Raw genomic sequence first — 13,026 nt, forward strand, 5'->3', positions numbered from 1 at the left:
CAAGGAAAGTGTTTAATCAATTAGAATTAAATCTTTGCTCATATTCACTTGTTCAATCATATGCCCAATATTTCCTTCACCTGCATATAGGGACATGTCAAAAAAGTCTTGATTCAAATCAGACCAGTATAGTTCATTTTCTTCGCCTGAGATAATTACATCATGCTTTAATTTACCAACATAAACTTCAACATAGCATTTTTGTAAATAGTATTTAAAGTCCATTAAATGATACAAAGTCACATCCTCTTTTGAAATGCAGGTTTCTTCAAATAGTTCTCTATAAGCAGCATCAATACCCGCTTCTCCATCCTCGATTTTTCCGCCAACTAGATTTCTTAATCCTATGTATGGATTCTTTAACCGTTTACACATTAGCAGTCGGTCCATAGCTTTACTGTAAATCATAAGAACGTTATACCCTTGCATTACTTGACCTCCTTATTTCTTCCAAATCCATGCGAAACCATGAGCCATTTGAACCACTAGTATGTATGATATACTGTCATATGATGAATTCGCAGAAATTCTACACCAACTACCCTATTCGATATTTTACCACTAAACATATAACCTCCACCTCATTTTCAAAATCGTTTTTAAAGGCAAATCATGAAAAAGTCGTATTTATGTTCGTATTTCACTATAATGGAGTTGTAATAATCTTATAATTTTTAGCAAGGAGCCTTTCTATGAGTTCTTTACCTGCTTTAAACGATGAGCAATGGTTGAAACTTCTTGAGCATGTAGCTAAAACCTTTAATGAGGTTACCCTTAGCCGAGGGTTTAATTATTTTAAACAGCAGCACGTAACAACCTTGGTCATTTCTGAGGATCGTGTGGTTCACGCTAAGGTAACAGGTCCTGAAGACAACAGTGTTACGCTGAATTTAAATAAGTTTGCATCCAGTTCCTGTACCTGCCCCGTCCAAACCTATTGCAAGCATCTGGCGGCGGTTATCATGGAGCTTGCTGACCGAATGGGTTATCCGGCTTCCCAAATTGTGAATGCAGCTTATCACCTGAAGCGGGCCACTTCGAATTCCTCATTAGATTCGTCGCTCTCTCAATTGCCTGAGATGGACATTTTCAGCTGGCATGAGTTTCTGAACCAATATACAACCCATGTTAAACCGACTTACGATCAGGGAAGTTTTACGAACGTACTGCGGCAAGAGCTGCAAAAAATCAAGAAGGTAGACATTCCTTTTTCTGCGATTGACTGGGTCTTTTTTGAATTGCATCAAGAATTATTTATCCTGAGAAAAATAAAAGAACAGAATGCTCAAAGCAGTGTAAACTATTATACCTCGTCTGCATTGTACCAAATGTACGATACAATTCATGTCGGGATACACCAAAAATCAGCTCTTTTCAACTTTACCCTCGCAGAAGAGCGCCTTAAACAAACGTTAAGTTATATAAGACAGCAGTTGGCCACAGAAACCGACCAGAAATATCTGGATTATGGCCTATATACGGCGCTGTGGAAATACTGGATAGCCCCCTCTCCCAATGCCGACCACTGGGTGTCACAGGAGATTAACGAAATAGAGAACCTAACAACCCATCCTATTTCTTCTTCCTTCTCAGCGGCGAAGGCTTTCTTATACCTATATCAATCCAGAAGCAGTGAGGCATGGGAAGCCTTAGAAGCGAGCGGCACGTTGAAAAAAGCACCAATGAGTCTCTTTCTTACTTTCCTGAATCATATTTCTGCTGCGCGTGACTGGGACAATCTGGTTGATTGGTTATTAAAAACTGCCTCTTACTTTTATGGCCAACGAACCAAGGAACTAGAGGCCTATATCGGTTACTGGAAAGAAGCTGCCGCGCATATTCCTGAAGCCGAAAAGCACTTATGGAACGTTCTGGAAGAGATGCTGCCCCATTCGGGTCCAATTATCGAAGAAATGCTGTACGAGCAGCGAAAGTGGAAGCCTTGGTTGGAAATGCAAATCTTTAAAGGACAGGATCCACTTTACCATCGAGTCAGTGTCCTACAGCCTATCGAGAAGGAATCGCCAGAGCTCCTTCTACCTTATTATCATCAAGCCATCGAACATTATGTCTCCCTTAAAAATCGGCATGATTACAAAAAATCGGTCAAGCTGCTGAAAAGACTGGATAAAGTATACGGGAAAATGAAGCAAACCGAGCGCTGGGATCGTTTCTTCGCCGGATATGTGGGACGACACAGCCGGCTTCGAGCGCTGCAAGAGGAAATGAAGAAAGGAAAGCTGTTGGAATGAGTACAAAATTGTATGATATGACTTTTCAAGTGATACTAACGGATAGTGGGGATGCTTTACTCTGGGGACTTCAGGATGGGTATGAGGTACCAGGCGAGAAATTTCGGAATTTATTGTTCGCTTGGCACGAGCCATCCTGCTACGGGACTACACTGGAGCTGCGGCAGGCTGGGGAACTGACATTGACTGTCCTCCCAGCAGAAATGGTGCTCCCCTTCTTCTCTGAGCCGAATTTCATGGACATTCTCCGCTGGGAGTTGGGTAATGAAGCCACTAAAGCATTACTTAATGTCGCCCCCCTCCTATATAGAGAAGCCAAAGCAGGCCATTATATACCAAGTTACAGCTCATACCGCAATGGAACGCTGGACTGGACATGGGAGGCTGGATCTGAGGAGCTGAAAGAATTAGATTGGGATTTGTTTTTATCCTTGGACTTCCTAGGTGAAGAAATGAGAGGCTTACGCTCAGCTTTTTCCGCCATTGTTTCGGTAGAACACTATGCGAACGAAGACGCCGTGTCTGATCTACGACGGGATTATCCCGCTCTGTTTAAAAGGACTGCGGAAGCAGCAGCCTCGGCTCATACATTTACAGAGGAAGAGTGGCTCGCTTCACTCGGTTGGAAACCGGATACGGCTCCCTTCCGCCCCGCTTTGCAGCTGTTGGAGCCGGACGAAGAACAATACGATTGGCGCCTCCGTTTGATTCTACAGGATAAAAGCGACGGCTCAGTCTTTATACCTATTCGCCTAGCAGCAGACGGTCACGCTACCGGAGTATGGGCCAGCGATTGGAGCGCTTATATCTTAGAGCGTTCTCCCGGATGGGCAGCAAGGCTGTCTGCTGCGCTTCCAACCGAGAATATCGGCGGTGAGCTCTTTGCTGAACCGTTAACCGATGAGGCTGCTTGGCGGTTCCTGACTACGGATAGCCGCCAATTGCTGAATGACGGTTGGAATGTCATGCTGCCAGGCTGGTGGGAGGCTGCTTCGAAACGAAAGCCACGGCTGCGCGCGCAGATTACATCGGAAGCAGGCGGCAAGAGCAAGTCGTTATTCGGACTAAACTCCCTTGTAGACTTCGACTGGCGAATTGCCATCGGCGACACAGACCTGAACGCGTCCGAATTCGCTGAGCTGCTTAGCCGCAAGGAAAGGCTTATCCGCTTCCGCGGAGAATGGGTCTACTTGGACCCTGCTCTTTTGGAGCAGATCCGCAGGCTCATGGAAAGTGTAAACCCCGAAGAGGGCTTATCTTTGCAGGATGTTCTTCAATTGCATCTGTTAAGCGAATCTGAGCCGCTGAAACCATCAGAATCTGGCCGTACAACTGAAAAAGATGCGGAAGAGGAGGAAACAAGGATTAAGCTGGAGATTGAGTTAAACTCACATCTCTTAGCATTAGTCCGTCAGTTGGGTCAGCCATCAGAATTACAGGAGCTTGCAATACCTGATGGACTGCGCGCAGAGCTGCGCGGCTACCAGCGTGAAGGCTTCACATGGCTGAGTTTTCTTAGAAAGCTCGGACTTGGTGCCTGTTTAGCCGATGACATGGGACTCGGTAAAACCGTTCAATTCATCACATATTTACTCCATCACAGAACTGAGTCTGAGCACCCTTCTCTACTCATTTGTCCAACTTCTGTTCTTGGCAACTGGCAGAAGGAGTTAGCCCGCTTTGCTCCCGATTTAAGGGTTATGCTTCATTACGGGAGGGGACGGTTAAATGGCGAAGCACTTTCTACCGCTTTGAAACATACAGACGTTGTAATTACCTCCTATACAACTGCACTATTGGATCAAGAAACTCTACAGGAAACTCTTTGGAGTTCTCTCTGCTTGGATGAAGCACAGAACATTAAGAATGCACAAAACAAACAATCGGCAGCGGTCCGTTCGCTCCATGCAAAGCACCGCATTGCGCTGACAGGGACGCCGATAGAGAATCGATTATCAGAGCTGTGGTCCATCTACGATTTCCTTAACCCCGGTTACCTGGGTAACCAGCGAGGGTTTCAGCATCGTTTTGCCAATCCCATAGAGAAGCATCATGACGAGGTGCAAACGGCGCAGCTTCAGAAGCTTATCAAGCCCTTCATGCTGCGCCGTAAAAAGAAAGATCCAGCTATTCAACTGGATTTGCCAGACAAACAGGAGATGAAAGTCTACATCAACCTGACAGCCGAGCAAGGAGCGCTCTACGAGCGTGTGGTCAAGGATCTGATGGAACGTATGAAGAATCTGGAAGGCATTGAGCGAAAAGGAGCCATCCTTGGTGTCTTGACCCAGCTTAAGCAGCTATGCAATCACCCCGCGCTGCTCATGAAGGAAGCAATTCCATCGGGAGAAGCTCTTCTGCTCGAAGAGCACCGTGAAGCGTTCATCTCGCGGTCTGCGAAGCTGGAGCGGATCGCAGCCATGGTTGGTGAGCTACGGGATGAGGGGGATTCCTGCTTGATCTTCACTCAATACGTAGGCATGGGACGTATGCTGGCCGATGTACTGGGAGCCCAACAGGGCGAGCCTGTGCTGTACTTGAATGGCAGCACGCCCAAGGTGGAGCGCGATAGAATGATTGACTCGTTCCAGGCTGCAGACGGAACAGGCCCGGGTATTTTTGTCCTGTCGCTGAAAGCCGGCGGAGTCGGACTCAACTTGACCGCAGCCAACCACGTATTCCATTATGACCGCTGGTGGAATCCCGCCGTAGAGAACCAAGCAACCGACCGAGCCTATCGGATGGGACAGAAGCGAAACGTGCAGGTGCATAAATACATTTCTCTTGGCACCCTTGAGGAGAAAATCGATGAAATGCTGGAGAGCAAGATGAGCTTGAGCGAGAACGTAATCTCCACCTCTGAAAATTGGATTACTGAATTATCGAACGAGGAGCTTCACAATTTGTTCGCGCTTCGCCAGTCTTGGTAATGTAGATAGGATCCATTCTATTAAGAATGGTCTAGCTTCCAGAAGGCCTTCTCCTACGATGCTGCTCTAAATACTCTCGTGCAACGTTGTTATGTTCCAGAACACTCACTGCCTTAAAGCCGCGCTGCTGCTGCTGTAAGGCAGTGCAGGGTTGCTGAATATACTACTTCGTAATATATCTTGCATGACTCTCTTTCTAAACCTACTGTCTTTACCTCTGCTACCTTCGGGAAACAAGTCCTCTTCCTTATCCCCAAAACATCCCTCGATTATCTTTATCAACTGTTTTCAATTGTTTTTCAAAGTCTTCATCCGGAATGATATCTTCAACAAAATGCCATTTGTCCTTACTATCTCTCCAGTATACTTTCCACTTGCTCTCTTCTAATCGAAATTGAGCAATATCTAGTTCCACCCATTGATCACTTTTAAAGGCTGGTCTTTCCTCTACCAGTGTGACGTTATTTCCTCTAAATTTAAAGTTAAGTCTTACTTGATTTCTAACGCTTTTTGGCACCTTCTGATCAATATAATCGGACAGTAATTTTTCAATTCTCTTTTTTGTGAATGCATCCAGCATGTGCTCACCTCGTTGGGGTAGTTTTATGGTTTTAACATCTAGATTCTTAAGGTTTAATAGCTTTCCAGATATATTTATGTTCTCTTATTCCAAGTTTTCCGTCAATACTATTTTCTCTTATCCTTACTTCAAGTTCTTTCTCTAGCTCAGGTAATGTATAATCCGGATTACCCGGTACGTCTGATAAAAACTTAGCAAATTCAACTTCATTCGGAAAATATGAAATTGATTCATTGAACTCCTCGATTTCTAATCCCGTATATCCATTCTTATATAATCGTTCTTTCACAGAGTCTACATTAGTATGTATTCCATATATTGTACCACGTGAAGATAACACTTCACTATGATTAATAATTGAAGTTGGTCCTCTTCTATTATATATCAAGTCAAACTGTCCATCATAAAATGGCATTTTTGATTTCGTTGTGGCGTATTTAAAATCTAAATTATTAATTTCACTAGAACTTAATAAAGATTGTGCAATATTAATTAACTCTGTTGAATTATCAAATCCAGTAACCTGTTTGTGTACTTAGACATCCTTAATGTAAATTCTCCATGACCGCAACCCGCATCGAGTACTGACTTGAAACTAGGTAACATGTTAATTAGTCTTTCTTCAAAAATATCTTCAGCGGATTTTCCTTCTACAGTATATATAGCTCTGCCCTTGTATCCGCCATTTCTTCTTGCGATCATGTCGTACCATTCGATTCCCATGAGTTACCTCCAGAACTGTTACTAGTCGTTTTGCTAGCGAAATAATATGACGCTTACAGCCCTTGTATAAATGCTTGTTCCGGCTCACAACGCAGCTTCTACTATGAATTTGCCGACATTTCCCTTAGACTGAAAGCATATTATACGGTTGCCGCCTTAATATTATCAGTACCTTATTAAATTGAACGAAGTGGAGGTTGGTGTCCATGATAGTCGGAACAGCACGAACAGCAGCGTCGGAGTGGGTCTTGGAGCACGCTAGCAAAGAGGCAGGATTCAGGGGGGCTTATTTCAGCGGTTCAACGATAGGATTGCCTGATGACGCAGAATTATCGGCAGCTTCTGACATCGATGTTGTAGTCGTTACCGAAGAAGCTGAATCCCCGCTTAAGCTTGGAAAATTCGTCTATCACGGCGCTTTAGTTGAGGTGACCTATCTTTCTTGGAACCAGCTCGCATCAATCGAAGAGGTTCTGGCGTCCTATCATCTGGCAGGTAGCTTCCGTGTGGACACGATCATTACCGACCCCACCGGACATCTGCACAGACTTCAAACACAGGTATCTCTCCGTTTCACCGAGCAAGTATGGGTACGTCATCGATGCGAGAACGCTCTTCAGAAGATCGAAAATGGGCTAAGGGCTATCGATATCGATGCGCCGTTACACGACAAGATAACCGCTTGGCTCTTCCCGACCGGTGTGACCACGCACGTATTACTCGTGGCAGCGCTTCGCAATCCTACTGTACGGCGCCGCTACCTGATCGCTTGTGAAGTACTTAAGGAATATGGACACGCTGACCTATATGAAGATCTGCTAAAGCTGCTCGGTTGTGCTCACCTGACTAGTCAGCGAGTCGAACATCATCTCGAAGAACTCACTCGAACATTTGACGCAGCTGCAGCTGTAGGTAAAACACCTTTCTTTTTCAGCACTGACATCACCTCTGTAGCCCGTCCGATTGCAATTGATGGCAGCCTTGAACTCATCCAGTCCGGTTTCCATCGTGAAGCGATGTTCTGGATCGTTGCTACCTTTGCACGCTGTCACAAAATTCTAACCGCAGACGCTTCACCTGCCATACAGCTTGCACTCGCCCCAGCCTTTGAAGCCGTTATCGCCGACCTTGGTATCACCTCTAACAGCGACCTGATCCGTCGTGCCGATGACGTTCTCCAATTTCTTCCTAGACTTCGGGAGTTCACCGAGGATCTCCTAGCCTCCAACCCTAGCATAGTATCTAAAAAATAGAGTTAAGAAAATTTAAAAAGCTCAGACAAACTTGCCGTTTTGTAAAAAGTTATCACTGTATCACTTCGTTATTTAAAACGGCAAGTTTTGTTCATTTAAAAAATTCATATTCTGCTGCCCACCCTCCACGCAACCAGAAGCGTACGCGGAGTGATGAGCAAATAGTTGGAAATTATTACCAAACAGTTAGAATCGAAGCCATGTCATCTCCCTCAGGGTGATCCGGAAGCCAGCATATAAAGGTGGTGCCAACACCAAACTCACTATCTACAGTAATATCCCCTCCCATAATATGACTAAAGCTTTGACTAATTGCCAGCCCTAAGCCGGTACCGCCATATTTTCTTGTCGTTGACGCATCTGCCTGGGAAAATGGCTGGAACAGCTTCTCAATTTGAGGTGGAGTCATTCCGATACCCGTATCCTGAACCCGGAAAGAATATCCCTCCTGATTCCCTCTTGTTTCCCTGTAAACATCAAAGCTGATGTTGCCAGTCTCGGTAAACTTATTGGCATTGCTGAGCAAGTTGATAAGAATTTGCCGTAGCTTTGTCTCATCTGTCGTAATGACTCCCTCTACACACCTCGTTTCTATTCGATTGCCTCTCCCCTTTACTATCGGTGTGAAGGTCGTCATCACATCCATAATCAAAGCTGGCAGATCACATATCTCCAGATGAAGCTCCATCTTGCCTGCTTCGATCTTCGAGATATCCAGAATATCATTGATTAGCGCAAGCAGATGATTACCTGCTTTACTGATTTTCCCCAAATCCTCCACGAAGGTAGCCTCGCCTATTTCTTCTGCCTCTTCCTGCAGCATTTCACTATAACCGATGATAGCATTCAGAGGGGTGCGGAGCTCGTGGCTCATGTTGGCCAAAAACTGACTTTTGATCATATTAGCTTTAATCGCTTCATCATGCGCTTTTGCCAATTGCTCCGTGCGTTCTGCCAAAGCAGTTTCCGCCTTGACTCTGTTAGTAATATCCGTACGAATGGAAATGAATTGATGTGGGATTCCCTTATCATCGAGAAACGGAACAATCGTCGTATTCATCCAATACTCGCTGCCATCCTTTGCCCGATTTTTAACTTCTCCCTTCCACACAAACCCTTGCTTGATAGTCTCCCACATAGTTTCAAAAAATGATCTGGGGTGATAGCCGGAATTGATAACCCGATGTGTCTTTCCGATCAGCTCTTCCCGATTGTACTTGGAGATTTCACAAAACTTGTCATTAACATAAGATATAACACCGTTGTTATCCGTAATCGCAACAATCGAGGATTCATCCAGGGCATTTTCAATATCCCATAAATCCTCCATAGTTTTTGTTAACGACTCTTCTTTCTTCTTGCGATTTGTGATCTCACTACCGAAGGCCACATATTGATAGACGTTACCGTGATCGTTCACGAATGGCACCAATGTCATGTCCAACCAATATTCGCTGCCATCCTTCGCACGATTTTTCATTTCTCCCTTCCATACTATTCCTTTGCTAATTGTCTCCCATAAGTTTTTAAAATAGGCTTGAGGATGAAATCCAGAGTTAATCTTATTATGGGTTAAACCAATGAGTTCGGATTTTTCAAACTTGGAAATATCACAAAAATTATCATTGACAAAAGTAATGATCCCTTTCTCATCTGTCACCGAGACGATAAATGACTCTTCCAAAGCAGCTAACGCATGTCTCACATCTTTGATAACAGTAAACATGTTTTACCTCCAACTTCCTTTCTACTTACTACCTAGTAATTACTCCAATGCATGTATAGCTTCTTTAAGCGCTTGCATCATTCCATAGATTTTGATGAATCAAATGAAGAAACGCATCTACCACCTGCGGGTCAAAATGGTACCCCTTCTGTTTTTCTACCTCTGCGATCGCGTCGGTCGAACTCCAGGCTTTTTTGTAAGGTCGCTCATGGGTCAATGCGTCATAAAAGTCGGCAAGAGCCACAATACGTGACTCCAAGGGAATCTCTTCTCCTCTTAGTCCTTGAGGATAACCGGAGCCATCCCACTTCTCATGATGCGATCTCGCAATAACTCCTGCCATTTTCAGCACGGTAAATGAGCTGCCCTCCAAAATGCTGGACCCAATTGTCGTATGTGTCTTCATACATTCGAACTCATGGGGCTCGAATCGGCCCGGTTTCAACAATACCTCGTCAGGAATACCAATCTTGCCAATATCATGAAGAGGGGCTGCCATTCGGATAAGGCTGCACTGCGACTCGGAAAGCCCTATACGTCCCGCGATTAAACCTGACAGATGACCTACTCGCTGGGTATGCCTCCCGGTCATATCATCGCGATATTCCGCCGCGCGCCCAAGAAGCTGCAAAATTTCTAATTTTGCCTTCTGTAGTTGTTCTGTACGTTCCCGTACTCTTTCCTCCAGCGTATTATTATGCTGTTGAAGCTGCAGATGAAGGTGCCGGGTTTTCAGTAAATTGTTGATGCGGAGAATTACTTCGGTTCGATCATAGGGCTTGGTTAAAAAGTCATTAACTCCTGCTTGCAGCCCTTGCTGCTTGGCTTCGGAGGTCATATCGGCGGTAAGCATCAATACTGGCAAATAGCTGTTCTCCTCAGTCTGTTCACGTATCAGCTTTAGTGCCTGCAAACGCATCCATCCCAGGCATATGTAGATCGAGCAGTACGATGTCGGGATCAACCTCTATCAGCAGCTGTTTGATCTGATGCGGATCCATTGTGCTGTACAGCTTTTTGAATCCAGCGCGACCTAGTATTCGCTCCAGAAGACTTATGTTGTACTCTTGATCATCGACGATTAGAATTTTGGCGAGTTCAAATTCGAATCCGTCCATCTTTCACACTCCATTCGTTGGGTATGCGTTCACTTTAATTGGCGGGCCTATATTACCCCTTCTGAACCACGGTATCTGTTATGAACTGACGAATCTCATTTAATAACAATTTATGGTCGAACGCTCCCTTTTGAATGATGTTCTTCACATAACCGTTCAACTTATACCGATCTTCCGATGTGATCGACTTCGCTGTTATCACCACAATCGGAATTGAACGCCACGCAGCATCCTGCTTACGCAGTTCTTCTATGAATTGGAAGCCGTCCATTTCCGGCATCATCAGGTCAAGTAAGATCAGTGTTGGCCTTTCCTTGGCCATGCACTCCAAAGCCAATCTGCCGTTCCGAGCCTGATTCACCACATAACCCTCTTTGTGCAGCAGCTTAGTCATCAGCTCGCTTGTCGTCGTATCGTCCTCGATAACGAGAATGGAATGATGATTACGATTCGATACATATTTGTCCATCACCTCAACCAACCGTTCCCGTTGTACCGGTTTCATTAAAAATTCAGAAGCTCCTAGTGAATAACCCAAATTCTTATCGTTTGTCATTGACCAAATCACAACAGGGATATCTGCTAGCTCCGGATCGCTTTTCAATGTCGACAATACATTCCACCCATCCATGCTAGGCATGAGAATATCGAGACAGATCACTTTGGGGCGAAGCTTCCTGGCCAGCAAAAGCCCTTCCTGGCCGCTTTCAGCGAACGCCATTGTCCATCCCTCTTTGACGAGAAACCGCTCCATTAATTGCCGGTTGAACGGCTCGTCATCAATAAGAAGAATGCTCACCTGATCGTTCTCTTCCACATATTGGATCTTCGCCTCTGAAGAAGTACCTGTATCAGATCCCTGTTCAAGAGGAGCCGTTGGTAGCCAGCATGTAAAGGTACTGCCAGATCCAAATTCGCTTTCTACGCGAATTTCACCCCCCATGATGTTGCAAAAACGTTGGCTGATAGCCAGACCAAGACCGGTGCCTCCATATTTCCGCGTTGTTGAGGAATCAGCTTGCGTGAACGGCTGAAACAACCTCTCAAGCTGCTCCGGTGTCATCCCAATTCCTGAGTCTTGAACGCGGAAACAATAACCTGCTTCGTCACCTCTTGTTTGAGGGTAGATATCGAGAATGATCTGGCCAGCCTTGGTGAATTTACTCGCATTACTAAGCAAATTAATTAAGATTTGCCGCAGCTTCGTTACATCTGTGGTGATTTCACCATCCTCACAACGGGTTTCCACCTGATTTCCATTCCCTTCTATCAGCGGTGTGACTGTCATAATCACATCCTGAATCAGATCAGCCAATTCGCATGTCTCAAAGTGAATCTCCATCTTGCCAGCTTCGATCTTCGAGATATCCAGAATATCATTAATAAGTGCAAGCAGATGATTTCCAGCCTTGCTGATTTTCCCTAGATCATCCACAAAGGTGGGCTCGTTAAGCTCCTCCGCCTCTTCTTTCAGCATTTCACTGTACCCGATAATAGCATTAAGCGGAGTTCTCAGCTCGTGACTCATATTGGCAAGGAATTGACTCTTGATCATATTCGCTTTGATGGCTTCATCATGGGCTTTCTCAAGCTGCGCGGTGCGTTCTGCCACCAACTCTTCTAAGTGATCGTTTAACTGCCGCAGCTCCTGATTGATGATATAAATCTCATCTGTTTTTTCCTGTATTTCCGAATCCTTATGTGAAAATCTTCTGGAAATGTAGATACCAAGCAGCGACAATCCAAGCGTAAATAAAGTGCCGCCCGATATGAAATAAGCGAGCCATTTCTGATCCAACACCATGCCTGAAGATAAGGCTGATTTGCCGCCCAAATGAAAGTCAGCAGCCATCATGCCTGTATAATGCATACCGACGATCGCAGCCCCCATAATCAACCCGCTTCCGAGCTTCTTCCAACCTTTGCCTTGTTCTCCACCCTTGCGGAAATAAAAAGATAGCCACAACGCCGCAATAGATGCCACAACCGCTATCATAATGGAGAGCGAAAAAAAGAAGGGGTCATACGTGATATCGAGCTGCATCGCAGCCATTCCGATGTAATGCATCGCTGAAATGCCAACTGCAAGCAGAAGCCCTCCGGTTAGCAATTGACGAAGGGTTAGCTGGTTGCGTCCAACGATAAATAAGGCAATAAAGGATGCAATAATAGCTACCCATACAGACAGCAGGACAAGCAATAAGTCATAAGCGATCGGTACATGCAGTGAGAAGGCAAGCATCCCTACAAAGTGCATCGACCAGATACCCATACCCATGGCGACAGCGCCAAACAAGAGCCATAACCAGCGGCTTTTCCCTTTGTTTGTACTGATCATCCCCGTCAAATCTAGAACCGTGTATGACGCTACTACTGCAACGATATATGAAAAAACAACAAGTATCGAATCATACGAACCATGAGCATGTTCCACCGAAAATCCC

Annotated in this window: 11 protein-coding genes; 3 read left to right on the forward strand and 8 right to left on the reverse strand. The window is 45.1% G+C overall.

The window, feature by feature from the left end:
* Window positions 1-12: 12 nt before the first annotated feature.
* Window positions 13-429, reverse strand: a complete 417-nt coding sequence (locus GC093_RS08490) for an NUDIX hydrolase (protein ID WP_171651435.1) — start codon at window positions 427-429, stop codon at window positions 13-15.
* Between the two features lie 263 nt (window positions 430-692).
* Here GC093_RS08490 and GC093_RS08495 point away from each other — a divergent pair, with 263 nt between their 5' ends.
* Together GC093_RS08495 and GC093_RS08500 are read left to right on the forward strand one after the other, a co-directional pair.
* Window positions 693-2,252 carry an SWIM zinc finger family protein gene (locus GC093_RS08495; protein WP_171651436.1) on the forward strand — a complete coding sequence of 520 codons (1,560 nt, stop codon included), beginning with the start codon at window positions 693-695 and terminating at the stop codon, window positions 2,250-2,252.
* Window positions 2,249-5,182 (forward strand): DEAD/DEAH box helicase, encoded by a 2,934-nt coding sequence (locus tag GC093_RS08500; RefSeq protein ID WP_171651437.1) that lies wholly within the window; start codon window positions 2,249-2,251, stop codon window positions 5,180-5,182. Before GC093_RS08495 ends, GC093_RS08500 begins: the two co-directional genes overlap by 4 nt.
* Window positions 5,183-5,429: 247 nt before the next feature.
* Here GC093_RS08500 and GC093_RS08505 read toward each other — a convergent pair whose 3' ends face one another.
* From GC093_RS08505 to GC093_RS35840, 3 genes are all read right to left on the reverse strand, one after another.
* Window positions 5,430-5,762, reverse strand: coding sequence for a DUF3024 domain-containing protein (locus tag GC093_RS08505; protein WP_171651438.1), 333 nt, complete (start codon window positions 5,760-5,762; stop codon window positions 5,430-5,432).
* Window positions 5,763-5,808: 46 nt separating this feature from the next.
* Entirely contained in the window at window positions 5,809-6,177 is a 369-nt protein-coding gene (locus GC093_RS35835; RefSeq protein ID WP_246313947.1) for a hypothetical protein, read from the reverse strand.
* 77 nt (window positions 6,178-6,254) lie between these two features.
* Window positions 6,255-6,485 (reverse strand): class I SAM-dependent methyltransferase, encoded by a 231-nt coding sequence (locus GC093_RS35840; protein ID WP_246313948.1) that lies wholly within the window; start codon window positions 6,483-6,485, stop codon window positions 6,255-6,257.
* A gap of 206 nt (window positions 6,486-6,691) precedes the next feature.
* Between GC093_RS35840 and GC093_RS08515 the strand changes: the two genes are divergently transcribed.
* Entirely contained in the window at window positions 6,692-7,738 is a 1,047-nt protein-coding gene (locus GC093_RS08515) for a hypothetical protein (protein WP_171651439.1), read from the forward strand.
* A 175-nt stretch (window positions 7,739-7,913) separates the two neighbouring features.
* On the opposite strand, the gene GC093_RS08520 is transcribed toward GC093_RS08515, so the two are convergent.
* From GC093_RS08520 to GC093_RS08530, 4 genes are all read right to left on the reverse strand, one after another.
* Window positions 7,914-9,464 carry a PAS domain-containing sensor histidine kinase gene (locus tag GC093_RS08520; RefSeq protein ID WP_171651440.1) on the reverse strand — a complete coding sequence of 517 codons (1,551 nt, stop codon included), beginning with the start codon at window positions 9,462-9,464 and terminating at the stop codon, window positions 7,914-7,916.
* A gap of 64 nt (window positions 9,465-9,528) precedes the next feature.
* Entirely contained in the window at window positions 9,529-10,377 is an 849-nt protein-coding gene (locus GC093_RS36325; protein WP_281365198.1) for an HD domain-containing phosphohydrolase, read from the reverse strand.
* Window positions 10,352-10,582 (reverse strand): response regulator, encoded by a 231-nt coding sequence (locus GC093_RS35850; protein ID WP_281365199.1) that lies wholly within the window; start codon window positions 10,580-10,582, stop codon window positions 10,352-10,354. Before GC093_RS35850 ends, GC093_RS36325 begins: the two co-directional genes overlap by 26 nt.
* Window positions 10,583-10,634: 52 nt before the next feature.
* On the reverse strand, window positions 10,635-13,016 hold the full coding sequence (locus GC093_RS08530) for a response regulator (RefSeq protein ID WP_171651441.1): 2,382 nt from the start codon (window positions 13,014-13,016) through the stop codon (window positions 10,635-10,637).
* Window positions 13,017-13,026 lie beyond the last annotated feature (10 nt).

The organism is Paenibacillus foliorum (assembly GCF_013141765.1).
Lineage (GTDB): Bacteria > Bacillota > Bacilli > Paenibacillales > NBRC-103111 > Paenibacillus_S > Paenibacillus_S foliorum.

Coding starts and splice junctions, on each gene's coding strand:
- GC093_RS08490 (WP_171651435.1), bottom strand. CDS start 429: ATGCAAGGGTATAACGTTCTTATGATTTACAGTAAAGCTATGGACCGA.
- GC093_RS08495 (WP_171651436.1), top strand. CDS start 693: ATGAGTTCTTTACCTGCTTTAAACGATGAGCAATGGTTGAAACTTCTT.
- GC093_RS08500 (WP_171651437.1), top strand. CDS start 2,249: ATGAGTACAAAATTGTATGATATGACTTTTCAAGTGATACTAACGGAT.
- GC093_RS08505 (WP_171651438.1), bottom strand. CDS start 5,762: ATGCTGGATGCATTCACAAAAAAGAGAATTGAAAAATTACTGTCCGAT.
- GC093_RS35835 (WP_246313947.1), bottom strand. CDS start 6,177: ATGCCATTTTATGATGGACAGTTTGACTTGATATATAATAGAAGAGGA.
- GC093_RS35840 (WP_246313948.1), bottom strand. CDS start 6,485: ATGGGAATCGAATGGTACGACATGATCGCAAGAAGAAATGGCGGATAC.
- GC093_RS08515 (WP_171651439.1), top strand. CDS start 6,692: ATGATAGTCGGAACAGCACGAACAGCAGCGTCGGAGTGGGTCTTGGAG.
- GC093_RS08520 (WP_171651440.1), bottom strand. CDS start 9,464: ATGTTTACTGTTATCAAAGATGTGAGACATGCGTTAGCTGCTTTGGAA.
- GC093_RS35850 (WP_281365199.1), bottom strand. CDS start 10,582: ATGGACGGATTCGAATTTGAACTCGCCAAAATTCTAATCGTCGATGAT.